General features: G+C 72.4%; 26 protein-coding genes. 16 read left to right on the top strand and 10 right to left on the bottom strand.

The genetic code is table 11. The features are described 5' to 3' along the window. Positions 1-57 precede the first annotated feature (57 nt). The 3 genes from AC0OO9_RS08915 (at position 58) to AC0OO9_RS08905 (ending at position 2,042) form a co-directional block, all read left to right on the top strand. Positions 58-1,200 (top strand): LCP family protein, encoded by a 1,143-nt coding sequence (locus tag AC0OO9_RS08915; protein WP_484516869.1) that lies wholly within the window; start codon positions 58-60, stop codon positions 1,198-1,200. Between the two features lie 89 nt (positions 1,201-1,289). Beyond that, the gene (locus AC0OO9_RS08910; protein ID WP_132231208.1) at positions 1,290-1,574 is read left to right on the top strand and encodes a F0F1 ATP synthase subunit epsilon; all 285 of its coding nucleotides are present in this window, start codon (positions 1,290-1,292) and stop codon (positions 1,572-1,574) included. Between the two features lie 12 nt (positions 1,575-1,586). After that, positions 1,587-2,042, top strand: coding sequence for a DUF2550 domain-containing protein (locus tag AC0OO9_RS08905; RefSeq protein ID WP_484516867.1), 456 nt, complete (start codon positions 1,587-1,589; stop codon positions 2,040-2,042). A gap of 204 nt (positions 2,043-2,246) precedes the next feature. Here the strand turns inward: AC0OO9_RS08905 and AC0OO9_RS08900 are convergent, their stop codons facing one another. Beyond that, positions 2,247-2,819, bottom strand: a complete 573-nt coding sequence (locus AC0OO9_RS08900) for a cob(I)yrinic acid a,c-diamide adenosyltransferase (RefSeq protein WP_132231212.1) — start codon at positions 2,817-2,819, stop codon at positions 2,247-2,249. Between AC0OO9_RS08900 and murA the strand changes: the two genes are divergently transcribed. Together murA and AC0OO9_RS08890 are read left to right on the top strand one after the other, a co-directional pair. Further along, complete coding sequence (gene murA, locus AC0OO9_RS08895) at positions 2,818-4,257, top strand: UDP-N-acetylglucosamine 1-carboxyvinyltransferase (RefSeq protein WP_132231214.1); 1,440 nt, start codon at positions 2,818-2,820, stop codon at positions 4,255-4,257. The genes AC0OO9_RS08900 and murA overlap by 2 nt on opposite strands. Positions 4,258-4,425: 168 nt before the next feature. Continuing rightward, complete coding sequence (locus AC0OO9_RS08890) at positions 4,426-5,274, top strand: 3-hydroxyacyl-CoA dehydrogenase family protein (RefSeq protein WP_121399583.1); 849 nt, start codon at positions 4,426-4,428, stop codon at positions 5,272-5,274. A gap of 15 nt (positions 5,275-5,289) precedes the next feature. Here the strand turns inward: AC0OO9_RS08890 and AC0OO9_RS08885 are convergent, their stop codons facing one another. Then, the gene (locus AC0OO9_RS08885) at positions 5,290-6,474 is read right to left on the bottom strand and encodes an MFS transporter (protein WP_484516865.1); all 1,185 of its coding nucleotides are present in this window, start codon (positions 6,472-6,474) and stop codon (positions 5,290-5,292) included. Between the two features lie 58 nt (positions 6,475-6,532). Between AC0OO9_RS08885 and AC0OO9_RS08880 the strand changes: the two genes are divergently transcribed. After that, entirely contained in the window at positions 6,533-7,489 is a 957-nt protein-coding gene (locus AC0OO9_RS08880) for an ArsR/SmtB family transcription factor (protein ID WP_484516864.1), read from the top strand. Positions 7,490-7,538: 49 nt separating this feature from the next. Here AC0OO9_RS08880 and AC0OO9_RS08875 read toward each other — a convergent pair whose 3' ends face one another. Both AC0OO9_RS08875 and AC0OO9_RS08870 read right to left on the bottom strand, forming a co-directional pair. After that, positions 7,539-8,384: an ABC transporter permease gene (locus tag AC0OO9_RS08875; RefSeq protein WP_484516863.1), complete on the bottom strand. Its 846-nt coding sequence runs from the start codon at positions 8,382-8,384 to the stop codon at positions 7,539-7,541. Further along, entirely contained in the window at positions 8,381-9,229 is an 849-nt protein-coding gene (locus tag AC0OO9_RS08870) for an ABC transporter ATP-binding protein (RefSeq protein ID WP_484516861.1), read from the bottom strand. Before AC0OO9_RS08870 ends, AC0OO9_RS08875 begins: the two co-directional genes overlap by 4 nt. Before the next feature lie 150 nt (positions 9,230-9,379). Between AC0OO9_RS08870 and AC0OO9_RS08865 the strand changes: the two genes are divergently transcribed. Continuing rightward, a complete protein-coding gene (locus AC0OO9_RS08865) occupies positions 9,380-11,386 on the top strand; it encodes a protein meaA (RefSeq protein WP_484516859.1) in 2,007 nt (668 codons plus the stop codon). Between the two features lie 129 nt (positions 11,387-11,515). Here the strand turns inward: AC0OO9_RS08865 and AC0OO9_RS08860 are convergent, their stop codons facing one another. Both AC0OO9_RS08860 and AC0OO9_RS08855 read right to left on the bottom strand, forming a co-directional pair. Then, positions 11,516-11,818, bottom strand: coding sequence for a DUF1540 domain-containing protein (locus AC0OO9_RS08860; protein ID WP_484516858.1), 303 nt, complete (start codon positions 11,816-11,818; stop codon positions 11,516-11,518). Positions 11,819-11,879: 61 nt separating this feature from the next. Further along, positions 11,880-12,815: a polysaccharide deacetylase family protein gene (locus tag AC0OO9_RS08855; RefSeq protein ID WP_484516856.1), complete on the bottom strand. Its 936-nt coding sequence runs from the start codon at positions 12,813-12,815 to the stop codon at positions 11,880-11,882. A gap of 959 nt (positions 12,816-13,774) precedes the next feature. Here AC0OO9_RS08855 and AC0OO9_RS08850 point away from each other — a divergent pair. Beyond that, the gene (locus AC0OO9_RS08850; RefSeq protein WP_484516855.1) at positions 13,775-14,371 is read left to right on the top strand and encodes a hypothetical protein; all 597 of its coding nucleotides are present in this window, start codon (positions 13,775-13,777) and stop codon (positions 14,369-14,371) included. 79 nt (positions 14,372-14,450) lie between these two features. On the opposite strand, the gene AC0OO9_RS08845 is transcribed toward AC0OO9_RS08850, so the two are convergent. Further along, on the bottom strand, positions 14,451-15,068 hold the full coding sequence (locus AC0OO9_RS08845) for a DUF4126 domain-containing protein (protein WP_421454047.1): 618 nt from the start codon (positions 15,066-15,068) through the stop codon (positions 14,451-14,453). Positions 15,069-15,139: 71 nt separating this feature from the next. On the opposite strand from AC0OO9_RS08845, the gene nucS reads away from it, so the two are divergent. Next, complete coding sequence (gene nucS, locus AC0OO9_RS08840; protein WP_421454045.1) at positions 15,140-15,799, top strand: endonuclease NucS; 660 nt, start codon at positions 15,140-15,142, stop codon at positions 15,797-15,799. Positions 15,800-15,852: 53 nt separating this feature from the next. Here the strand turns inward: nucS and AC0OO9_RS08835 are convergent, their stop codons facing one another. Continuing rightward, positions 15,853-16,530 carry a methyltransferase domain-containing protein gene (locus AC0OO9_RS08835; protein ID WP_393167953.1) on the bottom strand — a complete coding sequence of 226 codons (678 nt, stop codon included), beginning with the start codon at positions 16,528-16,530 and terminating at the stop codon, positions 15,853-15,855. Positions 16,531-16,598: 68 nt separating this feature from the next. Continuing rightward, a complete protein-coding gene (locus tag AC0OO9_RS08830; RefSeq protein ID WP_484516852.1) occupies positions 16,599-18,095 on the bottom strand; it encodes an aldehyde dehydrogenase family protein in 1,497 nt (498 codons plus the stop codon). A gap of 263 nt (positions 18,096-18,358) precedes the next feature. Here AC0OO9_RS08830 and AC0OO9_RS08825 point away from each other — a divergent pair, with 263 nt between their 5' ends. The 7 genes from AC0OO9_RS08825 to AC0OO9_RS08795 all read left to right on the top strand — a co-directional run bounded on the left by AC0OO9_RS08825 (position 18,359) and on the right by AC0OO9_RS08795 (position 24,807). Continuing rightward, positions 18,359-18,823 (top strand): FHA domain-containing protein, encoded by a 465-nt coding sequence (locus AC0OO9_RS08825; protein WP_484516850.1) that lies wholly within the window; start codon positions 18,359-18,361, stop codon positions 18,821-18,823. 99 nt (positions 18,824-18,922) lie between these two features. Further along, a complete protein-coding gene (locus AC0OO9_RS08820) occupies positions 18,923-19,981 on the top strand; it encodes an alpha/beta fold hydrolase (RefSeq protein ID WP_484516848.1) in 1,059 nt (352 codons plus the stop codon). A gap of 189 nt (positions 19,982-20,170) precedes the next feature. Beyond that, positions 20,171-21,958: a 3-hydroxyacyl-CoA dehydrogenase family protein gene (locus tag AC0OO9_RS08815; protein ID WP_484516846.1), complete on the top strand. Its 1,788-nt coding sequence runs from the start codon at positions 20,171-20,173 to the stop codon at positions 21,956-21,958. 40 nt (positions 21,959-21,998) lie between these two features. Beyond that, positions 21,999-22,493 (top strand): SigE family RNA polymerase sigma factor, encoded by a 495-nt coding sequence (locus AC0OO9_RS08810; RefSeq protein ID WP_484516844.1) that lies wholly within the window; start codon positions 21,999-22,001, stop codon positions 22,491-22,493. After that, complete coding sequence (locus AC0OO9_RS08805; RefSeq protein WP_484516842.1) at positions 22,490-23,539, top strand: hypothetical protein; 1,050 nt, start codon at positions 22,490-22,492, stop codon at positions 23,537-23,539. Before AC0OO9_RS08810 ends, AC0OO9_RS08805 begins: the two co-directional genes overlap by 4 nt. A gap of 65 nt (positions 23,540-23,604) precedes the next feature. Beyond that, positions 23,605-23,931: a hypothetical protein gene (locus tag AC0OO9_RS08800; protein WP_484516841.1), complete on the top strand. Its 327-nt coding sequence runs from the start codon at positions 23,605-23,607 to the stop codon at positions 23,929-23,931. 66 nt (positions 23,932-23,997) lie between these two features. Continuing rightward, entirely contained in the window at positions 23,998-24,807 is an 810-nt protein-coding gene (locus tag AC0OO9_RS08795; protein ID WP_484516839.1) for an alpha/beta hydrolase, read from the top strand. Positions 24,808-24,819: 12 nt separating this feature from the next. Here the strand turns inward: AC0OO9_RS08795 and AC0OO9_RS08790 are convergent, their stop codons facing one another. Further along, positions 24,820-26,091 (bottom strand): AI-2E family transporter, encoded by a 1,272-nt coding sequence (locus AC0OO9_RS08790; protein WP_484516837.1) that lies wholly within the window; start codon positions 26,089-26,091, stop codon positions 24,820-24,822. Positions 26,092-26,142 lie beyond the last annotated feature (51 nt).

The following is a 26,142-nucleotide window of genomic DNA, read 5'->3' as shown; positions in this document are numbered from 1 at the left end:
TCCGCAACGAATCGGCCGCATGCGCCCGTCTCCTGATCGTGGGCGTGACGAACGGAGATGATCGTGGGTAAGGCCGACAAGGGCGGCGGCAAGCCGTCCAGGTGGTCGGGGGTGCCGCGCTGGGCCCGGGTCTGCACCGTGTTCGGTGCCGTCCTGATGCTGCTCAGCGGGGCCGTGCTGGTCGGTGCCGAGGCGCTGATGGCCCGTTACGAGGGGGCCGTCGGCAAGGCCGACCTCTTCGGCGACCAGGCCGCCGGGGCGAAGGAGCGCAAGAGCGACATCAAGGGGCCGCTCAACATCCTGCTGGTGGGCATCGACCCGCGCAACCCCGAGATGCCGCCGCTGGCCGACTCGGTCATGGTGCTGCACGTGCCGACGGAGCTGGACCGGGCCTACCTCTTCTCGATGCCGCGTGACCTCATCGTGGAGATCCCCGAGTTCAGCCGGGCGGAGTTCAACGGCGGCACCGACCGGCTCAACGCGGCGATGTCGTACGGCAGCCGGGTGCCCGGCGGCAACCCGGACGCGGCCCGCGGCTTCGAGCTGCTGGCGACGACGGTGCAGAACGTCACCGGCATCACGCGCTTCGACGCCGGCGCGATCATCAACTTCAACGGCTTCAAGAAGATCGTCGACGCGATGGGCGGCGTCGACATGTACATCGAGCGCGAGGTGCGCTCCGAGCACCGCGAGCCGGACGGCAAACACCGCAAGGCCAACCCGAACGGCGAGGGCTACGTCGGCCCGCAGGCGGTCTACAAGAAGGGCAACCAGCACCTCAACGGCTGGCAGGCGCTCGACTACGTCCGCCAGCGCTACCCGAAGAACGGCGTCCCGGACGGCGACTACGGGCGGCAGCGGCACCAGCAGCAGTTCGTCAAGGCCATGGCCGGTCAGGCGCTCAGCGCCGACGTGGTCACCAACCCGGTCAAGTTGGACCGGGTGCTGCGCGCGGCCGGGCAGTCGCTGATCTTCAGTGGCCGGGGCCACGGCGTGGTCGACTTCGGCCTGGCGCTCAAGGACATCCGCCCGGAGACGATCCAGATGATCAAGTTGCCGGGTGGCTCGGTCATCCAGAACGGCGAATACCGGGGCGAGAAGTTCCAGCCCGCCGTGGACGACTTCTTCGCCGCGCTGCGCCAGGGGCAGCTCGACGCGTTCCTGGTGGAGCATCCCGACTTCCAGAACAAGGCGAAGTAGTCGTGGCGCAGGTCTCGCCACCCGCGTTGGGGGCGGGTCGGCGGCACGACTAGACTTTCGACAATCCGCCGCCGCAGCAAGGAGACAGCGTGGCAAAGCAGCTTCACGTCGAGCTCGTAGCCGTCGAGGAGAAGGTCTGGTCCGGCGAGGCCGAGATGGTCGTCGCCCGCACGACCGAGGGCGAGCTGGGTGTGCTGGCGGGGCACGCGCCCCTGCTCGGCCAGCTTGCCGAGCCCGGCGAGGTGCGCATCAAGCTTCCCGGCGGCGAGCAGGTCTCCTACGAGGTGGCCGGCGGCTTCCTGTCGGTGACCGCCGAGGGCGTCACCGTCCTGGCCGAGAGCGCCACCCCGGTCTCCGCCGCGCAGAGCCGCTGAGCCCAAGCGTCGATGGAGATCGTCGGGGGGATCGGAATCGGCGTCGCCGTCATCCTCGGCGCACTGCTGATCCTCTTCGCCCGGCGGGCCGTCGTCACCCGTAGCGGTGGCATCATCCGGCTCGGCGTCCGGACCTCCACGATGCTCGACGGCCGAGGCTGGTCTCCCGGCTTCGGCCGCTTCGTGGGCGACGAACTCCGCTGGTACCGGCTGTTCAGTTTCGCCATCCGCCCCGCCCGGGTGCTCTCCCGCGAGGGGCTTGCCGTCGAGCGACGGCGGCTGCCCGAGGGGCAGGAGCGCCTCTCGATGCCCGCCGACTGGGTCATCCTCCGCTGTACGAGTGACCACGCCCCGGTGGAGATCGCCATGGCCCGGTCCACGGTCACCGGATTCCTCTCCTGGCTCGAGGCCGCCCCTCCGGGGGCGGTCTCGCCGCGTCTGGCCTCCCAGGACTGGCCCGCTGCCTGACCAGGTGTGCGGTGGGGGGTTTCCGGGGAGCCCACCCGCTCCGGGCGGTCAGGCTTGAACCACCCGGGTGGTGAGGCGACGAGTTCGACAGCTCGCCGAGCAGCCAGTCCCAGCTGCGTACGGCGGCGGCCAGACCGGGTATCCGGACCTCGACGTGGTGCAGCGTGCCCACCGGAACATCCGGTGGGCACTGACGACGGGCGGTCAGCGGTTGCCGCCCGGCACCCATAGCACATCTCCGTCCGGATTTGCCGTTCTTGACAGGATAAAGAGCAGATCCGATAGCCGGTTGAGATACTTTGCCGGGAGCGAGCTGGTCCGCTCGGGGTCGTGCGCGACCAGGGCCCACGCCGCCCGCTCGGCGCGTCGGGCGACCGTCCGCGCCACGTGCAGCAGCGCCGCACCCGCGGTGCCGCCGGGGAGGATGAAGGAGTCGAGCTTGCTCAGGCGTGCGTTGTACTCGTCGCACCAGCCCTCCAGGCGCTCGACGTACGCCTCGGTGACCCGCAGCGGCGGGTACTTCGGGTCGGGTTCGACCGGGGTGGCCAGGTCGGCGCCCACGTCGAACATGTCGTTCTGGATCGACGCCAGGACGGCCCGCAGCTCCTCGTCGAGCTGTCCCAGGGCGAGCGCCACGCCGATCGCGGCGTTGCACTCGTCGACGTCCGCGTACGCGGAGATGCGCGGATCGGTCTTCGGCACCTGCTCGTTGTTGCTCAGCCTGGTCATGCCGGCATCGCCGGCCTTGGTGTAGATGCGCGTGAGGTGGACGGCCATGACGCACAGCCTACGGATACCGGACCTGACGATCCCGGAGCGGCCGGGCGGCACCGCCGTCCGGGCGGCCGGGGGCCCCGGCGACGCCGGTGACCCGGCGGTCCACGACCTCGACGTCATCCGGGTGCGCGGCGACGCGCGCCTGGCCGGCTCGGTGCACGTCGTGGGAGCCAAGAACTCGGCGCTGAAGCTGATGGCCGCCGCGCTGCTCGCGCCGGGCCGCAGCGTCATCACCAACGTGCCGCGCATCACCGACATCGCGATCATGGGCGAGGTGCTCCGCCGGCTCGGCTGCGGCGTCCGGTTCGACGCCGACGACCCGGTCGACCCCATGGTCGCGTACGGCGGGGTGGCCCGCTCCCGGTCGGTCGTCATCGACGTGCCCGAGCAGCCCGGCGCGGAGGCGGACTACGACCTCGTACGCCGGCTGCGCGCCTCGATCTGCGTGCTGGGCCCGCTGCTGGCCCGCCGGGGACACGTGCGGGTGGCCCACCCGGGCGGCGACGCCATCGGCTCGCGGGGCCTGGACATGCACGTCTCCGGGCTGACCCGGATGGGTGCCGAGATCTCCGGGGAGCACGGCTTCGTGATCGCGTCGGCGCCGCACGGGCTGCACGGCGCGGAGATCGTGCTCGACTTCCCCAGCGTCGGGGCGACCGAGAACCTGGTCATGGCGGCGGTGCTGGCCCGGGGGCCGAGCGTCATCGACAACGCCGCCCGGGAGCCGGAGATCGTCGACATCTGCACGATGCTGAACCAGATGGGCGCCCGGATCTCCGGCGCCGGCACCTCCACCCTGCACATCGAGGGGGTGCCGGGGCTGCGGCCGGTGCGGCACGCGACGGTGGGGGACCGGATCGTCGCCGGTACCTGGGCGTTCGGCGCGGCGATGACCCGGGGGGACGTCACCGTGACCGGGGTGGAGCCGGCGTTCCTGGAGGTGGCGCTCGACAAGCTGGTCTCCGCCGGGGGCCTGGTGGAGACCCGGGGCGACGCGTTCCGGATCCGGATGGACGACCGGCCGAAGGCGGTGGACGTCGTGACGCTGCCGTACCCGGGCTTCGCCACCGACCTGCTGCCGATGGCGATCGGGCTGGCGGCGGTCAGCGACGGGGCCTCCTTGATCACCGAGAACATCTTCGACGGCCGGTTCATGTTCGCCAACGAGATGATGCGGCTGGGCGCGGACATCAAGACCGACGGCCACCACGCGGTGGTCCGGGGCCGGGACCGGCTCTCCGGCGCGCCCGTGCGCGCCACCGACATCCGGGCCGGCGCCGGGTTGATCATCGCCGGGCTCTGCGCCGAGGGGGTCACCGAGGTCTCGCACGTGCACCACGTGGACCGGGGCTACCCGGACTTCGCGGCCGACCTGCGCGCGCTCGGGGTCGAGGTGGAGCGGGGCACCGCGCCGGAGGAGCCGGACCTGAGCATCTGAGCCTGCCGCGCCCGAGCGGCACCTCGCCCTCCGGGGCCGACGGCCCCCGGCGGGGCCGCGCACGTGGGCCGGCACCTGGAGGGCCTGCCCCGCCCGGCCGCCTTAGCATCCGTTCAGGCTCGCCGACTAGGGTGCTGGCAGACACTCAATCAGGCGAGGGAGAAGCAGATGGCGGGTCGACTCGCGGTCGTCGGAGCCGGGCTGATGGGCTCGGGCATCGCCCAGGTGGCGGCGCAGGCGGGCTGGCAGGTGACGCTGCGGGACCTGGACGACGCGGCCACCGGGCGGGGCATGGACGGCATCCGGAAGTCGCTGACCAAGTTCGCCGAGAAGGGCAGGATCGAGGCGTCCGAGGTCGAGGCGGCGCTGGGCCGGATCACCCCCACCACCGACCTGGAGGCGGCGGCCGACGCGGACATCGTGGTCGAGGCGGTCTTCGAACGGCTGGAGATCAAGCACGAGGTGTTCCGCGCGCTGGACAAGATCTGCAAGGCCGACGCGGTGCTCGCGACCAACACCTCGGCCATCCCGGTGACGCAGATCGCCGCGGTGACCGAGCGCCCGGAGGCGGTCGTCGGCACCCACTTCTTCTCGCCGGTGCCGATGATGAAGCTCTGTGAGCTGGTGCGCGGCTACAAGACCAGCGACGAGACCCTGGCCACGGCGAAGTCGTTCGCCGAGGAGATCGGCAAGACGGTCGTGGTGGTCAACCGGGACATCGCGGGCTTCGTCACCACCCGGCTGATCGCCGCCCTGGTCGTCGAGGCGGTCAAGCTCGTCGAGTCGGGCGTGGTGTCGGCCGAGGACCTGGACACCGCCTGCCGCCTCGGCTTCGGTCACGCCATGGGCCCCCTGGCCACCACGGACCTGACCGGCGTGGACGTGCTGCTGCACGCCTCGAAGAACATCTACACCGACACGGCGGACGAGAAGTTCTTCCCGCCGGAGCTGCTCCAGCGCATGGTCACCGCCGGCGACCTCGGGCGCAAGAGCGGCAAGGGCTTCTACACGTACTGACGGGCAGCCAGCCGCTCAGCGGACCGCCTCCACCGGCGCGGGGGCGGTCCGCCGCAGCCCGGCGGTGAGCATCAGCGTGGCCGCCAACGCCGCCGTGGCGAGCAGCGCGACGGCCCAGCCCGCCGGGACCAGGTCCGCGACCGTGCCGGCGAGCACGGCACACAGCGCCTGCGCGGCCATCATCCCGTTGTGGTGCAGGCCCAGCACCTGGCCCCGGATCTCGGTGGGTGAGTGGGCGATCAGCCGCTCCTGCAACGGCAGCCCGGCGGCGAAGCCCACCGAGGCGACGACCGCGACCAGCATGGCCAGCGGCAGCGCCGGCGACAGCGCGAAGGCCAGGTAGGGCAGGACGAGCAGCAGCCGCAGGGCGGGGACCAGCCGGTTGCGCCGGGCCGGGGGCAGGAACCGTCCCACCACGACGTCGCCCGCCAGCATGCCGAGGGCCGCGGCGGCGTAGAGGAAGCCGGCGCGGTCCCCGGCGTACGGCACGAACAGCGCCTCGCAGCCGACGACCAGGCCGGGCGGCAGCCACAGGTTGAGCAGGAGCGAGCGGCGGCCGGGGTCCGCCCACAGTTCCCGGTTCACCCGGAGCGTGCGCCCGACCGTCGTCCGGGCGGTGGTCCGGGCCGGGCGCTCCGAGATCCCGAACCACCCGACTGCCGCCGCCACCGCCCGCAGCACCGCCGCGAGCAGGAACACCTCGTACGGGTCCAGCCAGAACAACAGGACGCCGCCCAGCCCGAAGCCGGCGATCTGCATCGCCCCGACGCTCGTGTTCATGGTGGACCTGCCCAGCACGTAGGCGTCGGTCGGCAGGATGTCGGTGAGCAGCGCCCACCGGGCCCCGCCCGTGATCGAGCCGACGTACGCGCCGGTGAAGATGATCGCGAAGCGGACCCACAGCGGCAGGCCGGGCACCGCCTGGAGTGCCGCTCCGGCGGCGACCAGCACGGCGGCGAAGGTCAGCGCCCGGCGGGGCGGCAGGCTGTCCGCGGCCGACAGCAACGTCAGGCTGCCGAGCACGCCGGCGAGCGGCGCGCCGAACATGCTCAGCGCGGTGAGCAGCGCCGAGCCGGTCGACGCGTAGGTCAGCGAGCCCAGCGCCAGCGCCGACGTCGTGTGCGCCGCGATGCCCGCGCAGTTCGCCAGGAACAGGTTGCGGAACTCCCGGACCGCGAGCAGATCTGCGTACGTTCTCACGGGCCCGATCGTGTGGGGTGCCGGGTGGATCTCCTAGAGTTACGTCTGGAGGCGAAACATGGCCGTCTGGCAGGTGCCGTCGGATCTCCTCGCGCGCAGCCGCTTCACGGTCTCGCCGATGGTCGACACGGTCGCCGCGCTGCGCGCGCTGCACGACCCGCGTAACCCGTGGCAGCGGGCCTGGCGGGAGCCGCACGTCGCGGCGTTCCGGCGGATGCTGGCCGGTCGGCCGGTGGTCCGGGCGCTGCTGCCCGCCTCGTTCCACCCCCGGTGGACCGCCGACTTCCTCACCGTCGCGCCCGCCGCACCGGAACCGACGTTCGCGGCGGAGCTGGCGGCTGTCGGGCGGTTGTCCGACGAGCGCATCCGGGCCGACCTGCGCGCCACCCGCCCGGAACCGATCGCCGCCGAGCTGCTGGCGGACGGTCTCACCGGGCAGGTGGTGGAGCTGCTCGACTGGGTCTGGACGCACACCGTCGAGCCGGAGTGGCCGGAGCGGGAACGCCGGCTCCGGGCGGACATCGTGGCCCGCACCGCCGCGTTGAGCGCGGGCGGCTGGGCCGGGGTGTTCGCCGACCTCAACCGCAACGTGTGCTGGCTGGGCGACGGTCGGCTCCAGGTCAACGACTACCCGGAGCCGCCGCTGTCGCTGGACGAGGCAGAGCAGTTGGTCTTCCTCCCGGCGCACTGCCGTCGCGGCTGGGTGGTCTGGGACAGGCCGACCCGGTTCGGGATGGTGTACCCGGTGCGCGGGATCCTCGTCGATCCCACCTCACCGGCGCCCGACGGGCTCGCCCGGCTGATCGGCGCCAACCGGGCTCACATCCTGGCCAGGCTGGACACGCCGCTGAGCACCTCGCAACTCGTGGCGGTGACCGGGCTCTCCCTCGGGACGGTGGGCGACCACCTGCGGGTGCTGCTGGACGCGGGCGCCGTCGGCAAGCGGCGGTCCGGGCGCGAGGTGCTCTACTGGCGTACGCCGCTCGGTGTCGCCCTCACGTCGTCCGCGCGTTAGCCGGGGGCCTTCCCCTACCGGAGACGTTGACGGGGCCCTTGCTCGCACCTCAGCCGTCGCGCTTGGTCGTCCAGCGGAACGTGGTCAGGCAGAGCACCAGGCCGATCACGCACCACGCGACGAGGACCAGGGCGACCCGGTCCAGCTCGAACGAGCCGCCCGGCTCGCGGGCGCCGAAGCCGTCCGGCAGGAAGACCGAGCGCAGGCCCTGGCACATCCACTTCAGCGGGAAGAGCGCCGCCACCTGCTGCATCCAGGTCGGCAGCTCGGTGAAGACGAAGAACACCCCGGAGATGAACTGGAGCACCAGCGCGACCGGGGTGACCACCGCCGAGCCGCTGCGGGCGGTGCGGGCCAGCGACGAGATGGCGATGCCGCACAAGGTGCAGGCGGTGACGCCGAGCACCGACACCCAGCCGAAGGTCAGCCACTTCGCGGCGGTCCCGGGCAGCTCCAGGTCGAACAGCGCCACCGAGACCGCGAGCAGCAGCACGGTCTCGGCGATGCCGATCGCCACGACCATGATCACCTTGCCGGCGAACCAGACCCACTTCGGCATCGGCGTGCCCCGGTAGCGCTTGAGCACCCCCCGGTCCCGTTCGATCGGGATCCAGATGCCCAGGTTCTGGAAGCTCACCGTCATCAGGCCGGTGGCGATCATGCCGGTGATGAAGTACTGCGTGTAGCTGACGCCGGGGGCGATCTCGTCGTTGAAGATCGCCGCGAAGATCAGGATCATGATGACCGGGAAGCCCATCGTGAAGACGACGGACTCCCGGCTGCGCAGGAACTGGGTGATCTCCAGCCGGCTCTGCCGCAGGCTGAGGGTGACCGGACCGGGTCGCCGGGCCGGTGCCGTGGTGGCCGGCGCGGCCGGCTTCGTCGTGGTGGTCATCGGTGTCCGATCATGCGCAGGTAGATGTCCTCCAGGGTCGGCCGGGTCACCGTCAGGCCCGGGACCTCGCCGCCGAAGCGCGCCGCCAGCTCCGCCACCAGCGCCGTCGGCGTCGCGCTCTCCGCCGTCTCCCGCGTCCCCTCCGGCGTACGCCAGGAGACCGTCGCCAGGGCCTCGCGCCGGTTGCCGAGCTGGTCGGGCGTGGCCACCTCGACCACCCGGCCACCCGCGATGACGCCGACCCGGTCGGCGAGGGACTCCGCCTCGTCGAGGTAGTGGGTGGTGAGCACGATGGTGGTGCCGGCGGCGGCCAGGTCGCGGATCAGCTCCCAGAACTCGCGGCGCGCCTCCGGGTCGAAGCCCGTGGTCGGCTCGTCGAGGAAGAGCAGCTCGGGGCGGCCCACGATGCCGAGCGCCACGTCGAGCCGGCGCTTCTGCCCACCGGAGAGGGTGTGGGTACGCGCCTTCGCCTTGCCGGCCAGCCCCACCCGCTCGACGACCTTGTCGGGGTCGTCCGCGTCGGCGTAGAAGCCGGCGAAGTGGCGCACCACCTCGGCGACCGTCAGCTCGTCGAACTCGCCGGTGCCCTGGAGCACGATGCCCACCCGGGAGCGCCAGTCGGCGGCCGGACGGGCCGGGTCGCTGCCGAGGACGCTCACCTCGCCGGCGTCGCGCCGCCGGTAGCCCTCCAGGATCTCCACGGTGGTCGTCTTGCCGGCGCCGTTGGGGCCGAGGAGGGCGAAGACCTCGCCGCGGTGGACGTCGAGATCCACGCCCGCCACGGCGACGTTGTCCCCGTACGCCTTGCGCAGTCCCCGGACGGAGATCGCCAGCTCGTCATGCATGCGTCAAGTGTGCGACCTGGCCGCGGCGGCGGGCCGGCCGGGGTGTGGTGGTCGCGCCCATGTCGGGCGCTTCGCACCCGGGTTTCCGCTCCATGGAGCTGTGTGGTTTTCCACAGCTCTGGTGACTGAACGGTAACTTAGACTCCCGCCATGGACGAGAAGGCTCTCCCCGGCCGGCTGCCCGAGCGCGACCGCCCCTGGGTGATGCGCACCTACGCCGGGCACAGCTCGGCCGCGGCGACGAACGCGCTCTTCCGCCGCAACCTGGCGAAGGGGCAGACCGGCCTGTCGGTCGCCTTCGATCTGCCGACGCAGACCGGCTACGACCCCGACCACGAGCTCGCCGCCGGCGAGGTGGGCCGGGTCGGTGTGCCGGTGGCGCACCTCGGCGACATGCGGGCCCTCTTCGACGGCATCCCGCTGGCCGACATGAACACGTCCATGACCATCAACGCGCCGGCGATGTGGCTGCTCGCCCTCTACGGCACGGTCGGCGAGGAGCAGGGCGCGGAGCTGTCCCGCTGCGCCGGCACCACGCAGAACGACATCATCAAGGAGTACCTCTCCCGGGGCACCCACATCTTCCCGCCGGCCGCGTCGCTGCGGCTGACCGCCGACGTCGTCGCGTACACGCTGCGCGAGATGCCGCGCTGGAACCCGGTGAACATCTGCTCGTACCACCTCCAGGAGGCCGGCGCGACGCCGGTGCAGGAGGTCGGCTTCGCGCTCTCCACCGCCGTCGCGGTGCTCGACGCGGTCCGCGACTCGGGGCAGGTGCCCGCCGGGCGGATGGGCGACGTCGTGCAGCGGATCTCCTTCTTCGTCAACGCCGGGGTGCGCTTCGTCGAGGAGATCGCCAAGATGCGGGCCTTCGGGGCGCTCTGGGACGAGATCACCCGCGAGCGCTACGCGGTGGAGAACCCGAAGCAGCGGCGGTTCCGCTACGGCGTGCAGGTCAACTCGCTGGGCCTGACCGAGGCGCAGCCGGAGAACAACATCCAGCGCATCGTGCTGGAGATGCTCGGCGTGACCCTCTCCCGGGACGCCCGCGCCCGCGCCGTGCAGCTGCCTGCCTGGAACGAGGCGCTCGGCCTGCCCCGGCCGTGGGACCAGCAGTGGTCGCTGCGCATGCAGCAGGTGCTCGCGTACGAGTCGGACCTGCTGGAGTACCCGGACCTGTTCGAGGGCTCGCACGTGATGACGGCGCTGGTCGAGGAGATCGTCACCGGCGCCCGGGTCGAGCTGGAGAAGGTGCTGGAGATGGGCGGCGTCGTCGCGGCCGTCGAGACCGGCTACCTCAAGAGCGCGCTGGTCGCCTCGCTGGCCGAGCGCCGCCGCCGGATGGAGTCCGGCGCCGACGTGGTGGTCGGCGTCAACCGGTTCACCGAGACCGAGCCGTCGCCGCTGACCGCCGCCGGCGCCGAGTCCGTCGAACAGGTCGACCCGGCCGTCGAGGCGGCGGCCACTGAGGCCGTACGCCGGTGGCGATCCGGGCGGGTCGACGCGGCGGTCGACGCGGCACTGGCCCGGCTGCGCGCGGACGCCGCGACCACGACGAACCTGATGCCGGCGACGCTGGAGTGCGTGCGGGTCGGGGTGACCACCGGCGAGTGGGCCGGCGCGCTGCGCCAGGTCTTCGGCGAGTACCGGGCGCCCACCGGCCTGACCGGCGCCGCCGGGGCCGGCGGGGACGCCACCCTGGCCGCCGTCCGGGCGCGCGTCGCCGCCACCGCCCGCGAGCTGGGCAGCGGGCGGCTGCGGCTGCTCGTCGGCAAGCCCGGCCTCGACGGGCACTCCAACGGCGCGGAGCAGATCGCGGTACGCGCCCGCGACGCCGGCTTCGAGGTGGTCTACCAGGGCATCCGGCTGACCGCCGGGCAGATCGTCGCCGCCGCCGTCGAGGAGGACGTGGACCTGGTCGGCCTCTCGGTCCTCTCCGGCTCGCACCTGGCGGCGGTACCGGCGGTGCTGGACGGCCTGCGCGCCGCCGGCCGGCCGGACCTGCCGGTGGTGGTCGGCGGGATCATCCCCGCCGGCGACGCGGAGCAGCTCCGCGCCGCCGGGGTGGCCCGGGTCTTCACGCCGAAGGACTTCGCCCTGACCGGGATCATCGACGACCTGGTCACCGTGGTCCGGGAGGCCAACGGCCTGCGCTGAGGGAAGGCCCCCGGCGAGGGCACGCGTCGCCAGGGGCCTGTCCGTCGGCTGGTCCGGTCTCAGGGGACCCTGGGTCGTCCTGCCCGGGGCGTCGCGGCTCGGCGTGACGCCGGTGCGACCGTGCCCAGGTCAGCGGCTGACGTAGGTCATGCAGTCGGCCATGTCGTTGTCGGGACCGACCTTGATCGCCGGCGCGTGGCATTCCAGCTGCTCGTTGTGCTGGCAGTCCGCGCGCTGGCAGGCGCCCACCTGCGCGGTCATGCCGCCGTCGACCCCGCCACGGACCGCCGGCATCTCGATGAAGGTGTGGCAGTGCGCGTGGTCCGGGCTGCCGATGGTGATGGCGAAGGCGTGGCAGTCGTTGGTGTGGTTGTACGAGCACGCCGCCACGACACATTCCTGGACGCGGGGCATCTCCACTGCTGCGGTCATGGTGACCTCCTATAGAGTCGTGCCCCGATTTTAGGCTTTTGTGGGTTTTGTCGAGCCTGGTTCAGCCCACTCCGAGCACCTCCGACAGCGGGGCCGGCTCGAGGCCGCGCTCGGCCAGCCCGGCCAGGATGTGCGGCAGCGCCTCGTCCGTCATCGGCGCGTTCGCCTCCGTCACGTGCAGGACGATCACCGATCCCGGACGCACCCCGTTCAGCGAGGCACGGACCACCGGCCGCCACGACTTCGCGAACGGGTCGCCGCTGACCACGTCGCCGTCCACCACCGTCACCCCCAGCGGCGCCAGCGCGGCCAGCGCCTTCCTGTCGTGGCACAGCCCGGGGAAGCGGAAGTACCGGGTCTGCCGCCCCCCGTACGCGGCCACCACGTCGAACGTACGAGCCACGTCGGCCGTCATCTCCCGCTCCGCGATGCGGGGCAGGCCGTAGCAGTCCGGGGTGAAGGCCAGGTGCCCGTACGTGTGGTTGGCCAACTCGAAGCGCGGGTTCGCGGCGAGTCGACGGGTCACGTCCGGGTACTGCTCCACCCACTTGCCGGTGAGGAAGAAGGTGGCCGGCACCCGCTCCCGCTCCAGCAGGTCGATGATCTTCAGGTTCGCGTACGACCGCACCGCGCCGCTGCGCAGTTGGTACCGCATCGCGTCCGTCATGTCGGCGTCGAAGGTGAGCGCCACCTTGTTCCCCGTACGCGGTCCGTGGTCGACGACGGGCGGCCTGGTCCCGACCGGGGTCGCGCCGGGGACCGTCGCCGCGGGCGTGGCGGCACCCGTGGTCTCCGGGGCGGCCGGGGTCACCGTTCCCGCGGGCGCGGCGGAGGCCGTGGTCTCCGGGGCGGTCGGGGCACGATCCGTTGCCGCGATGCGGACGATGCCGGCGTCGGCCGGCGCGCGCAGCGGGCTCGGGAGGGCGAGGAGAGCCGCGGCGGCGACGACGGCGGTGAGGGTCGCGACGAGCGGAACGCGGGGGATCTTCACGTGCACCGGGAGATGATGTCAGCGCGTGACGTTTCCTGCGCGCCCGCTGTCGAGCTTGCTGCCTGAGCAGGCTGCGCGCGTGGACCCTGTCCGGGTTGGTTGCGCGGCCTTGTCCCGGGCGGGGCGGTGCCCGTCGGGTCCCCGAGCTCTACCTGCCTGCCCGCCATGAGGCGGGCACTGGTGATCAGGACGTCATGGACGTTACCGGGCGGTTTTGACGTCCATGGCGTCCTGATCACCAGTGGGTGGACGCCGCTCGTCCGCCGGGCTCAAACCGGAGATCTTGGCAAGAAAACGCCCCTATAGAGGCACTCTCCTACCAAGATCTCCAACGGACGGGGTGACTGCGGACCCGTTTGTGGCCGGTGTCCGTTTTGAGTGGCCATCTGGGGCGGCTTAAGTGAGTGGGTCGTCGGTGGGTGGCCCAAGGCGGGGCAATTCGGGCGGGGTGTCACGGGTCACCCACCTTGCCGCCTGTCTGCTTCGGTGTCCGGTCTCGTCGCCGGGGTCCGATTGTGTCCGCGTTGGGCTTCACCTGACGCCCCGTGCTGGATGCTTTGTCCGGTTTTTTTGGGTGTGGCCGGAGGCATCGTGGGGGCGGAATCGTGGCGGGGGCGGGGTCGTTACACCCTGCGTACGACCGAGCGAGACCGCCGGCCGACCCCGTCCCAGTGGGCCAGGCCACGTTGTCCGACGGCTGGCGGGCCTGGGCCCCGGAATGATGGCGGGTCGGCGGTGGTTACACATGGTCACGGCCCGCGTAAGGGCATCCCGTGAGGGGTCCCCGCCCCGCGAGACAGCTTCGACCTTCGCGGTCAGGCATCCGGCGGGCGTGGCCGATCCGATCTTCCTCCGGACGAGTTGCCGGAGATCCCCCGTGAGTTCATGAGCGCCGGACGGTGCTTGCACCCGCGTGAGCCGATCCCCCTCGGTGCGGGTGCCGACCCCCGAATGGAGCGTTTCCGATGAACACGATCATGCGTAAGAGCGTTCTTGGTATTGCTGGCCTGGCGGTCGCCGGTGGTCTTGCTGCCGGTCCGCTGAACCACGCCAACTCCGGTGTCGAGGTCGAGGCGGGCTCGCCGATCACGGCGGTTGCGGTGCAGGCCGACAAGCCGGACATGGGCAAGCTGGTGCCGCATGGCGTGCAGGGCGCGCAGTCGCGTATCGACCTGTCGGATGAGCAGGTGGCGAACGTGAAGGCGATCATCGCGGCGACGAAGAAGGCCGGCATGGACGAGCGTGCCGCCGTCGTGTCGATCGCCACCGCGTTGCAGGAGTCGAAGCTGGAGAACCTGGGTCATCTGGGTGACCGCAACGACCACGACTCGCAGGGCCTGTTCCAGCAGCGTCCGTCCTCGGGTTGGGGCACGGTGGAGCAGATCACCGACCCCGAGTACTCGACCACGGCGTTCCTGAAGGGCCTCAAGCAGGTCGACGGGTGGCAGGACATGCCGTTGACGAAGGCCGCGCAGACGGTGCAGGTGTCGGCGTACCCCGACCACTACGCCCAGTGGGAGCAGCAGGCCGCCGACCTCGTCGCCGAGCACTGGAACAGCTGACAGCAGGACACCAACCGCGCACGTACGCCGCTGGCCGGCACCCCAACCGGGGTGCCGGCCAGCGGCATGTCCGGATGCGTCAGACGCGGAAGCCGGCGGCCCGCGCCGCCTGACGCTCCCGGCGGCGGTCGGAGCGGCGGCGCACGAACCAGAAGACGAAGACGACCAGCCCGAGCAGGAACGCCAGCACCAGCACCGGCAGGATGATCGCCACCACCGACATGGCCACGCTGGTGGCGTCCTCGGCGGTGCTGGCCACGGGTGCGCCGACGCCGGCCGTGGTCGCGTTGATGACCGGTCGGGCGGCGGACTTCAACAGGTGTACGCCGAGGGCGATCACCACCCCGGCCACCACGGGGACCCACTGGCTGGACGAGAAGAAGGTGCCCGGGTCGCTGACCGTCACCGTCTCCGACGACGAGCCGGCGCCGAACGCCAGGCCGCCGGCGGTCGGCCGGACCACGGTCTGCACGACGTCGTTGACGTGGTCGACCACCGGGACCTTGTCGGCGACGACCTCGACGACCAAAAGCACCGCCAGGATCGCGATCACCCAGCCGTTGCCCAACCACTGCCAGCCTCCGGGCAGGTCGATCAGGCTGGTGTAGCGGGCCAGGAGACCCATGGTGAGCAGGGGGATGTACGCGTTCAGCCCCGCCGAGGCGGCGAGACCGGTACCGGTGAGAACTTCGAGCACCGTCTCAGCATCGCACCGGCACGCCAGTGCCGCTCGGTGGCGCGGGCCGGGGTCTCGGCTACCCTCGTCGGGTGCGGTTGGTCATTGCGAAGTGCTCGGTGGACTACGTCGGACGGCTCTCGGCCCACCTGCCGCCGGCCACCCGGTTGCTCATGGTGAAGGCGGACGGGTCGGTGTCGATCCACGCCGACGACCGGGCGTACAAGCCGTTGAACTGGATGAGCCCGCCCTGCCGGTTGGAGGAGGCCCCCGGCGTCTGGCGGGTCGTCAACAAGGCAGGGGAGGAGCTGCGGATCACCCTGGAGGAGATCTTCCAGGACACCTCGTACGAGCTGGGTGTCGATCCGGGCCTGCGCAAGGACGGCGTGGAGGCGCATCTCCAGGAGCTGCTGGCGGCCAACCCGGAAGCGCTCGGCGAGGGGTTCACGCTGGTCCGCCGGGAGTACATGACGGCGATCGGCCCGGTTGACCTGCTCTGTCGGGACGCCAACCAGGGCGCTGTGGCCGTGGAGGTGAAGCGGCGCGGCGAGATCGACGGCGTGGAGCAGCTCACCCGGTACCTGGAGCTTATGAACCGAGACCCGCTGCTCGCGCCGGTCGCCGGGGTCTTCGCGGCACAGGAGATCAAGCCGCAGGCCCGGGTGCTCGCCACGGACCGGGGCATCCGCTGCGTCGTCGTCGACTACGACAAGCTGCGCGGCATCGAGCGCGACGAGCTCACCCTGTTCTGACGGACCTTCCTCGCGGCATTGCGGGGAGGCCGGAGGACGGGCCCGCCGCAACGTCAACGGGGCGGCTCCGGCGGGCCGTCCGCGCGGACGGCGATCAGCGACTTGGGCAGGCCGGCCACCCGTTCGACGAGGATCCGCGAGTCGGGGAAGTAGTGCCGCATCTGCGAGCGGTCCAGCAACTCCGTCCAGAGCACCTGGTGGATGGCGGCCTCGTGGCTGCGGGTCGGCTTGTGCCCGAGCGGCCAGCGGCGGGCGAACGCGGTCCGCAGTCGCACGGGGAGGAACTGCATCCCCGGCGCGATCCAGTGCGGCTCGATGGGGAAGTAGCGGTAGGGCGTCTGCACCCAGTGCCGGTCGCCGAGGTTGCGCACGGCGTCGGCGAAGCGCAGCCGCCGCTCGTGCCCGCCGACGTGCTCCAGCACGGAGTTGGAGAAGACCAGGTCGTAGCGGCGCGCGGTGATCCGGGCCGGCAGGTCGCAGGCGTCGGCCCGGTCGACCTCCGCCCACTCCGGCACGTCCGTGGGCGGTCGCTCCAGGTTGACCACGTGTACGCGCGCCGGCCGCACGTCGGCCCGGGTCCAGGTGCCGAGCCGGCCGCCCAGGTCGATGACGTGCATCTTCTCCAGGTCAGGGAACGTCCGGACCAGCCAGTCGGCGCGGCGACGCCGTTGCCGGGCACTCCACGACCGGTCACTGTCGACGAGGTGGAAGCGCAATCGATGGGGGCGCATTTAACGCAATGTACCGCTCCCACCACGTTGGACACATGTGAGGGTGTTCATGATCGGTTATCCGACAGTCACCTGCCGTACATGACCTTGATGGCCTTCACGAGTCGTGCGACGTCGGCCGGCGTCCGCTCGAAGGTCGTCGAGGGCAGCAGCGACCGGGCCCGCCGGCGGGTGATGGCCTTGGCGCGGCTGAACTCGCGTAGCCCGTCCTCGCCGTGGATGCGCCCGAAGCCGGAGTCGCCGACGCCGCCGAACGGCAGGGTGGACATCCCGGCGAAGGTCAGCGCCGAGTTCACCGACGCCATGCCCGAGCGCAGCCGCCGGGCGATCGCCACCGCGCGCCGCCGGCCGAAGACCGAACCCCCCAGGCCGTACGACAGGGCGTTGGCGCGGGCGACGGCCTCGTCGGCGTCGCGGACCCGGTTGATGGTCAGCGTCGGCCCGAACGTCTCCTCGCGTACGGCGGCGGAGTCCTCCGGGACGTCCACCAGCACGGTCGGCCGTACGTACGGCGGCTGCACCGCGTCCGCGCCGCCGAGCACGGCCCGGCCGCCCCGGGCCAGCGCGTCGTCGATGTGCCGGCGGATCACGTCGACCTGGCTGGGCATGGTGATCGGGCCGATGTCCGCGTCGTCCGGGCCGACGGTCAACCGGCCGGCCCGCTCGACGACCTTGCCGACGAAGGCGTCGAAGACCGGCTCGACCGCGTAGACCCGTTCGATGCCGATGCAGGTCTGGCCGGCGTTGGTCAGCGCGCCCCAGACGCACGCCTCGGCGGCGGCGTCCAGGTCGGCGTCGGCGTCGACGATCATCGCGTCCTTGCCGCCCGCCTCCAGCAGCACCGGCGTCAGCGACTCGGCGCAGGCCGCCATCACCTTCCGCGCGGTGGCCGACGAGCCGGTGAAGGCCACCTTGTCTACTCCGGAGCGGCAGAGCGCCGCCCCGACGTCGCCGAGCCCGTGCACGGCGGTGAACACCGGCTGCTCCGGCACCACCTCGGCGAACGTGTCGACCAGCCACTGCCCGACGACAGGGGTGTACTCGCTGGGCTTCAGCACCACCGCGTTCCCCGCCGCCAGCGCGTACGCGGCGGAGCCGATCGGGGTGAAGACGGGGTAGTTCCACGGACCGATCACGCCGACGACGCCGTACGGCTGGTATTCGAGGTGGGCGGAGAACTCGGCCAGGACGAGCCGCGAGCGGACCCGGCGGGGACCCAGCACGCGGCCGGCGTTGCGGGCCGCCCAGTCGACGTGCTCGACGGCGCTGACGAGTTCGACGACGGCGTCGGCGATCGGCTTGCCGCCCTCGACGTGCACCAGCTCGGCGATCTCCTCGATCCGCCGGGCGAGCAGGGTGCGCCAGCGCAGCAGCCGCTCCCTGCGCCCGCCGAAGCCGAGCCCGGCCCACCACTCGCCGGCCGCTCGGGCCCGCTCGACGGCCCGCCCGACGTCCTCGGCGGTGGCGACCGGCAGGCGTCCGGCCTCCGCGCCGGTCGCCGGGCTCGTCGACACCAGCCGACCGTCCTCGATGACCGGGGTACCCGGGACACGCACAGCCGTCATGGCGGAAGTCTAGACCCGAGAATTACTCGCCGGTAGGGCCGCGACGGCCGGGTCCCGCCGGTCGGACCGGCCGCGGGACGGCGGAACGGGGTGGACGCCGGTCGGCCGGACTTGTGATGATTCTTCCGCCGGAGGGCGCCGAATCGCCGAACGCGAGGTGTCCGGCCGGGGACGCGGAGGTGACCATGCGGCGGTGGGAGCGACTACCGTGTGGTGGCAGGCTGACGCGCGGGGTGACCGCGCGGGGTGGAGGCTGACATTCCATGGAGGAACATCCGGAACTGAGACCGTTGTTGACGGTGGCCGGTGGGTCGATGCGGGGGCTGAGCGTCCGGGTGGGCCCTGAGCGGCAGGTCATCGGCCGGGGGTCGACCGCCGACATCGTGGTGCACGACGCCCACCTGAGCCGCCGGCACGCCGAGGTCTGGCTGACGGGCGAGGGGGCGGCCCTGGCGGATCTGGGTTCCACCAACGGCACCTGGCTGAACGACCGGCGGATAACCGGCGTGGAGCGGCTGGCCGACGGGGACGTGATCCGACTCGGCCGCACCGAGCTGCGCGTCTTCGACCCCGGCGTGGCGCGGACCGACCCGGTGGGCTTCAGCTTCGGCGAGCCGCGCCGGGACCGCCGCCCGACCCTGCCGCTGCCGATCGCGGCGCAGGCCACCCCGGCAGTCGACGCGGCGTCGCCGCTGGCGCTTCCGGCGGTGTCGTCCGCGCCGTCCTGACCGGCACCGACGGCGGATGCCGGCGCACACCTCCGGGCCGGGGAAGGTGGCGGGCCGGCCCATGGACGCGTCCGGCGCCCTCGTGGCAGCATCCGGCGGATGGAGACCGGACAGCGGCAGGTGTCGGCGAACGGCATCACCCAGGCGATACGGGTGGCTGGGCCGCCGGACGGCGTTCCCGTACTGCTGATCCACGGCAACTGCTCGTCGGCGGCCTTCTGGGAGCCGCTCCTGCGGCGACTGCCGGCCACCCTCCGGGTGGTCGCGCCCGACCTGCGCGGCTACGGGCTGACCGACACCGTCGGAGTGGACGCGACCCGGGGGCTGCGCGACTTCGCCGACGACGTCGCCGCGCTGCTCGACGAGCCGTCCCTCTTCGCCCCCGGCGTCCGGCCGGTGGTGGTCGGCCACTCGCTCGGCGGCGGGGTGGCCATGCGGCTGCTCGTCGACCACCCCGACCGGGTGGGCGCGCTGCTGCTCGCCGCTCCGGTCTCGCCCTACGGCTACGGCGGCACCCGGGACCTGGCGGGGACGCCGACCACCCCCGACTTCGCCGGCACCGGCGGCGGCACCGCCAACGGGGACTTCGTCAGGCGGCTGGCCGCCGGCGACCGGGGTGTGGACAGCCCGGCCAGCCCGCGCGCCGTGCTGCGGGCCACCTACGTGGCGGACCCGGCCTCGCTCGGCGACGACGAGGAGCTGCTGCTGGACAGCCTCCTCTCCACCGCGACCGGTGACGACAACTACCCCGGTACGGCGGTGGCCTCGACGAACTGGCCCGGCACCGCCCCGGGACGGCGCGGCGTGCTCAACGCCCTCTCCCCGGCGCACTTCCGGATCGCCGACGAGCTGGTCGCCGTGCCCGGGAAGCCGCCGATCACCTGGATCCACGGGGACGCCGACGTGATCGTCTCGGACACCGCGATGATGGACCTGGCCCACCTGGGCTCGCTGGGCGTGGTGCCCGGCTGGCCGGGGGAGGCAGCCTGCCCGGCGCAGCCGATGGTGGCGCAGACCCGGGCGGTGCTGGAGCGTTACGCGGCGGCCGGCGGGGCGTACCGCGAGGTGCTGCTGCCCGGCTGCGGGCACAGCCCGCACCTGGAGCGGCCGGCCGAGTTCGTCGCCGAACTGCTGGGGCTGACCGACACGCTGGCCTGACCGGCGGGCGAGCCGGCGAGCGACCGACCGGCCGCGAGCCGACCCGCCCCGCCGGACGGTGCGCGCGCAGCCCGCTGGGCTCGTGAAATTTCCCACGGCGCCTCGACAACACAACGTCACGTGGCAGACTCGCGCGCATAACCTTAATGGTCGTTAACGTGGCTGTGCGGAGCATCGAGGAGGCTGGTCGTGGCGCGTGATTTCACCAGCGTGGGCGTTGTGGGTCTGGGCACCATGGGTGCCGGCATCGTCGAGGTATTCGCGCGCAACGGGGTCGACGTCGTCGCGGTGGAGGTCTCCGAGGACGCGCTGGAACGCGGCCGGGCCATCCTCACCGGGTCGACGGACCGGGCCGTGGCCAAGGGCAAGCTCGCCGAGGCCGACCGGGACGCGCTGCTGAGCCGCGTACGGTTCGCCGTCGGGCTGGACGCGCTGCACGCGGTGGACCTGGTCATCGAGGCGGTGCCCGAGCACCTGGACCTCAAGCAGCGGATCTTCGCCGAGCTGGACCGGGTCTGCAAGCCCGAGGCGATCCTGGCCACCAACACCTCGTCGCTGAGCGTCACCGAGATCTCCGTCGCCACCAGCCGTCCCAACCAGGTGATCGGCATCCACTTCTTCAACCCCGCCCCGGTGATGAAGCTGGTCGAGGTGGTCCGGACGGTGGTCACCTCCGCCGACGTGGTCGCCGACGTGGAGGCGCTCTGCAAGCGGCTCGGCAAGGTCGACGTCACCATCAGCGACCGGGCCGGCTTCATCGCCAACGCGCTGCTCTTCGGCTACCTCAACCACGCCGTCGGGATGTTCGAGGCGCACTACGCCACCCGCGAGGACATCGACGCGGCCATGAAGCTCGGCTGCGGCCTGCCCATGGGCCCGCTGGCGCTGATGGACCTGATCGGCCTGGACACCGCGTACGAGATCCTCGACACCATGTACCGGCGCGGCGGGCGGGACCGCCGGCACGCGCCGGTGCCGCTGATCAAGCAGATGGTCACCGCCGGGCTGCTCGGCCGCAAGTCCGGCCGGGGCTTCTACACCTACGAGCGGCCGGGCTCCCCGGTCGTCGTACCCGACGAGCAGACGCCCGTGGCGGCGGAGGCCGCGCTCGCCGGCGCCGCCGCGATCGCGAAGGTCGGCGTCGTCGGGTCCGGGACGATGGCCACCGGCATCATCGAGGTCTTCGCGAAGGCCGGCTACGAGGTCGTCTCGGTGACCCGGGGCGCGGAGAAGTCCGCAAAGGTCTTCGAGGCGGTCAAGACCTCGCTCAACAAGGGCGTGGTGCGCGGCAAGCTCAGCGAGGCGGACCGGGACGCCGCGCTCGGCCGGATCAACTGGTCGGCGACCCTGGACCACCTCGCCGACGTCGACCTCGTCGTCGAGGCCGTGGTCGAGGAGTTGAGCGTCAAGAAGGCCCTCTTCGCCAGCCTCGACGAGATCTGCAAGCCGGGCGTCGTGCTCGCCACCACCACCTCCTCGCTGCCGGTGATCGACGTCGCGATGGCCACCCAGCGGCCCGCCGACGTGATCGGGCTGCACTTCTTCAACCCGGCGCCGCTCATGCCGTTGGTCGAGGTCGTGGAGACCATCCGCACCTCGGCGGAGACCACCGCCACCGCCCGCGCGGTCTGCGCCGCGCTGGGCAAGACGGGCGTGGTCTGCGGCGACCGGTCCGGCTTCATCGTCAACGCGCTGCTCTTCCCGTACCTCAACGACGCCGTGAAGATGCTGGAGGCGAGCTACTCCACCGCCGACGACATCGACCACGCCATGAAGCTGGGCTGCGGCTACCCGATGGGCCCGTTCGAGCTGCTCGACGTGGTCGGCCTGGACGTCTCGCTGGCCATCCAGCGGGAGCTCTACCTGGAGCTGCGGGAGCCGGGCTTCGCGCCCGCGCCGCTGCTGGAGCACCTCGTCACGGCCGGCTACCTGGGGCGCAAGAGCGGCCGGGGCTTCCGCGACCACACCCGTCGTTGACCCGGTCAACACCGTCCGCCGGTGACGGCGTCTGCATGGTGTGACCTTCGAGGAGTACGTCGGCAGCCGAGGCCCCGCCCTGATGCGGCTGGCCCGGCTGCTGACGGGCGACGAGCACCGGGCCGAGGACCTCACCCAGGACGTCCTGACCCGCGCGTACGTGCACTGGCGGAGGATCGCCCGGGTGGACCGGCCGGACGTGTACGTGCGCCGGATGCTGGTCAACGCCAACAACTCCTGGTGGCGTCGGCGGACGAACCGGGAGCTGGCCACCGCCGACTTCGCGGAACGGCCCCAGCACGGCGACCTCGGCGGCGAGACCGCCGACCGGGACGCCATGTGGCGGCTCATCCTCGGGCTGCCGGACCGCCAGCGGGCCGTGCTCGTGCTGCGCTACTACGAGGACCTCGACGACGCGACCATCGCCCAGATCCTCGGCTGCTCGCCGGTCACCGTCCGCACCCATGCCATGCGGGCGCTCAACCACCTCCGGGAGCGTTACGGCGTCCCGGCGACGAACGGGAGCCGGGCGTGACCGACCTCGACGAACGGATCGTACGGACGCTGCGGGAACGCGCCGAGGGAACGGTCGACACCGACCGGCTCACCGCCCGTGCCGTCGCCGGGGGACGGGTCCGCCGCCGTCTCCGTCGGGCCGGCGCGGGCGTCGCGCTGGGCGTGGCGGCGGTGCTCGGGTTCACCGTCGCCACCGGCGCCGGCCTGCCGGAGCGGGTACGCCCGCCGAACGCCGCCGCGCCGGACGCCGCCACCGCCGCGCCGCCCCGGCTGGAGAAAGTCCCCGGCGCGGCCGCCCGGCCCGACCTGGTCGGCACGGATCCGCAGGTGCTGCACTTCGGGTTCGACCCGGCCCGCGCCCGCTACCGGGGCTGGCACGTCGGGTTCGGCGTGGAGAGCATCCGCGTCGAGGTCGGCGGTGGCCGGCCGGTGAGCGTCGCGCTGGCCCGTTCCGCCGACGCGCTGTGGGAGTACGCGGTCGAAGGGCTGCCGCCGGGGGTCACCGGAATGACGGGCGGGACGGTCTTCGACGGCACGGACCGCCTGCACCGGGAGGGCGGCACCTCCGTCTGGATCCGGCTCTGGCAACCGGCCCCCGGCCTGTACGCCCGGGCCGCCGTTTCCGCCACGACCGCCGAGGAGATCGAGGTGGCGGTCGGCGCCCTCCGGTTGGGTGAGGCGCGCCGCTGCGTCGCGCCGGTGCGGCTCACCACGCTGCCCACCGGTGCCCGGCTGGACCAGTGCACCGTCGATGCGGGGTCCTTCCCCGCCACCTTGCACGTGTCGCTGGTGGTGTACGGGCCCGGGGAAGCGCAGACGCGTGTCGCGTTCGACTACGCGCGCTCGATGGTCACCGGCCGTACTGCGGGCAACCGGACGATCGGGGGCCGGGCCGCCTACCTCTACCCGCGGGGCGACCAGTTGGAGCTGCTCGGCATCCCGAAGGCCCACCTGATAGTCGATTTCAGCTGGTCGCACGGGGACTTCACCGAGGCGGACGCCGCTGTCCTGCTGGGCGGGGCGCAGGTCGCCGCCGATCCCGGTGACCCGCAGACCTGGGACTGACCGGCGGCGGGGCCGGCCCGCCACCCCCGGGCCGGTCCCGCCGCCGGCACGTACGCTTGGCAAGCGTGAGCCCCCGTCGCAACCGACCCCGCCGCGATGACGCCGCGCACCTCGACCCCGACCGGGCCCGCCAGGGCGTCGCCTCGGTGCAGCAGTGGCGCGACGGTGACTGGCAGGTCCGCGGCATCAGCGGCGGCGCCTCCACCAAGACGTACCGCTGTCCGGGCTGTGACCAGGAGATCCGGCCCGGGGTGGCGCACCTGGTGGCGTGGCCGGCGGACGGGCGGGGCGACCTGACCGACCGGCGGCACTGGCACAGCGGGTGCTGGCGGGCCCGGGACCGGCGCGGTCCGGTCGTCCAGCGCGGTCGCGGTGCTCCCCGCTACGGCTGAGCGATCTGGATCACGCTGTTTCCGCCCCGCCCGGCGGTTCCCGGCCGCACCGGCGAGACTGGTGGGGTGAGCACACCGATCCGCGCGTCCTCCATCCTGCCCGGGCACCGCGAGGACATCGAGCTGCACACCGCGGACGGTCTGCGGCTGGTCGGCGAGTTGGCCCGCCCGCTGGACCGTGACCCGGTGGGCACCCTCGTCTGCCTGCATCCCCTGCCGACGCACGGCGGGATGATGGACAGCCACGTGTTCCGCAAGGCGGCGTGGCGGCTGCCGGCCCTGGCCGACCTGGCGGTGCTCCGCTTCAACACCCGGGGGACCACCAGCCTGCGCGGCACCAGCGAGGGGGCCTTCGACAACGCGGTCGGCGAGCGCTTCGACGTCGCCGCCGCCATCGAGTACGCCGAGTTCCACGAGCTGCCGAACGTCTGGCTGCTCGGTTGGTCGTTCGGCACGGACCTGACCCTCAAGTACGGCTGCGACCCGGCCGTCGTCGGGGCGATCCTGCTCTCCCCGCCGCTGCGCTTCTCCGCCCCGGCCGACCTGAAGCACTGGACGGAGTCCGGCAAGCCGCTGACCGCGCTGGTGCCCGAGTTCGACGACTACCTGCGCCCCGACGAGGCCCGGGAGCGCTTCGCGGCGGTGCCGCAGGCCGAGGTGGTCGGGGTGCCCGGGGCGAAGCACCTCTGGGTCGGCGACGCTGAGACCGTGCTGGACGAGGTGGTCCGCCGGGTCAACCCGGCCGCCGCCGTGCCGCTGCCGACCACCTGGGACGGCCCGATGGAGACCGGCGACGTCAGCGCGTACGCCGACCGCACGGTTGCCTCCTTCGCGGACCGCCCGGTGCCCGGCCCGCCCGCCGGCCAGGCCGGCTGAGGCCGGGCGGGGTCAGCGGGACTCCTGCCGGGGCAGGACCACCTCCCGCAGGATGAGCTGGAGCGCGGCCACCGCCGGGATGGCGATCAGCGCACCCACCACGCCCAGCAGGGAGACCCCGAGCAGGGCGGCCACCAGGGCGGCCACCTCGTTGACCGACACCGACCGGCGCATGATCTTGGGGTAGATCAGGTAGTTCTCCACCTGCTGGTAGATCAGGAAGAACACCGCACAGGCGATGCCGATCGGCAGGTCCGTGGCGAACCCGACCAGGCTGACGATCACCGCGCCGAGGGTCGCGCCGATCTGCGGGATCAGGTCCGTCACCGCGACCACCACGGCCAGCGCGAACGGGTACGGCAGCCCGACGATCAACGCGAAGACGTACGTGGAGATCCCCGCCAGCACCGCGATGCTCAGGGCGCCGACCATGTAGGCGCCCACCTTGGTCAGGATCTCGTCCCCGATGAGCTGCACCCGCTCCCGGCGTGAGCGGGGCACCAGCGAGTAGCCCAGGTCGCGGAGGCGGTCGAAGTAGGCCAGGAAGTAGATGGTCAACACCAGCACGGTCAGCCCCCGGAAGACCGTGCCGAAGATCAGTTGGGCGCCGCCGAGCACCCCGCCGAGGGCCTGACCGACCGTGTCCGCGTTCGCCGCGCTCTGCACCCGCTCCATCAGGTCGTACCGCTCCACCAGGTCGTTGACCGTCTCGTTGCGGCGCAACGACTCCAGGTAGCTCGGCAGTTGGTCGATGAACTGCCCGGTCTGCGTGACGATCGGCGGCACCAGGGCGAACAGGCCACCGCAGAGGAGCAGCACGACCGTCAGCGCGACCACCGCCACGGCGAGCCCGTGCGGCAGCCCCCAGGACCGCAACCGGACCACCGCGGGGTGCAGGCCGACGGCGAGGAAGAGCGCGATGACCACCAGGACCAGGATGCCGGCCGCGTTACGCAGGCCCAGATAGAGGGCGTACGCGAGCAGCACCCCGGCCGCGCCGGTGAAGCCGACCAGGAAGCTGCTGCGCTTCAGCGGCCGCCCCGGCGTACCGAACCGGCTCGACCCGTTGCCCGCCGGCTCGCCGTCGTCCGACCTGCCGGTCGTGCCGGTCGTGCTCGTCGTGTCTCTCGTGCCCGCCGTGCTCGTCGTGCCTGCCGTGCTCGTCGTCCTGTCGGCGTGTTCGGGCGCGGTGGCGTGCTCCGGCTTCCGGTTCCTGTCGCCCGGTGCCGGGGCGCGGCCGGGCTCCCGGTCGCCGCTCGACGCCATCGGTCCGTCGTCCGCCATCGGACCTCCCTGGATCGATTCCCGCGGGACGGCCCGACCACGGCTCACGTC

It is taken from the genome of Micromonospora sp. USAFONa4 (assembly GCF_057197825.1).
Note: the sequence above shows the minus strand (reverse complement) of the source record. Positions and strands in the feature narration are given on the sequence as shown.

Coding starts and splice junctions, on each gene's coding strand:
- AC0OO9_RS08915 (WP_484516869.1), top strand. CDS start 58: ATGATCGTGGGTAAGGCCGACAAGGGCGGCGGCAAGCCGTCCAGGTGG.
- AC0OO9_RS08905 (WP_484516867.1), top strand. CDS start 1,587: ATGGAGATCGTCGGGGGGATCGGAATCGGCGTCGCCGTCATCCTCGGC.
- murA (WP_132231214.1), top strand. CDS start 2,818: ATGACGCACAGCCTACGGATACCGGACCTGACGATCCCGGAGCGGCCG.
- AC0OO9_RS08900 (WP_132231212.1), bottom strand. CDS start 2,819: ATGGCCGTCCACCTCACGCGCATCTACACCAAGGCCGGCGATGCCGGC.
- AC0OO9_RS08890 (WP_121399583.1), top strand. CDS start 4,426: ATGGCGGGTCGACTCGCGGTCGTCGGAGCCGGGCTGATGGGCTCGGGC.
- AC0OO9_RS08880 (WP_484516864.1), top strand. CDS start 6,533: ATGGCCGTCTGGCAGGTGCCGTCGGATCTCCTCGCGCGCAGCCGCTTC.
- AC0OO9_RS08875 (WP_484516863.1), bottom strand. CDS start 8,384: ATGACCACCACGACGAAGCCGGCCGCGCCGGCCACCACGGCACCGGCC.
- AC0OO9_RS08870 (WP_484516861.1), bottom strand. CDS start 9,229: ATGCATGACGAGCTGGCGATCTCCGTCCGGGGACTGCGCAAGGCGTAC.
- AC0OO9_RS08865 (WP_484516859.1), top strand. CDS start 9,380: ATGGACGAGAAGGCTCTCCCCGGCCGGCTGCCCGAGCGCGACCGCCCC.
- AC0OO9_RS08860 (WP_484516858.1), bottom strand. CDS start 11,818: ATGACCGCAGCAGTGGAGATGCCCCGCGTCCAGGAATGTGTCGTGGCG.
- AC0OO9_RS08850 (WP_484516855.1), top strand. CDS start 13,775: ATGAACACGATCATGCGTAAGAGCGTTCTTGGTATTGCTGGCCTGGCG.
- AC0OO9_RS08835 (WP_393167953.1), bottom strand. CDS start 16,530: ATGCGCCCCCATCGATTGCGCTTCCACCTCGTCGACAGTGACCGGTCG.
- AC0OO9_RS08830 (WP_484516852.1), bottom strand. CDS start 18,095: ATGACGGCTGTGCGTGTCCCGGGTACCCCGGTCATCGAGGACGGTCGG.
- AC0OO9_RS08825 (WP_484516850.1), top strand. CDS start 18,359: ATGGAGGAACATCCGGAACTGAGACCGTTGTTGACGGTGGCCGGTGGG.
- AC0OO9_RS08820 (WP_484516848.1), top strand. CDS start 18,923: ATGGAGACCGGACAGCGGCAGGTGTCGGCGAACGGCATCACCCAGGCG.
- AC0OO9_RS08790 (WP_484516837.1), bottom strand. CDS start 26,091: ATGGCGGACGACGGACCGATGGCGTCGAGCGGCGACCGGGAGCCCGGC.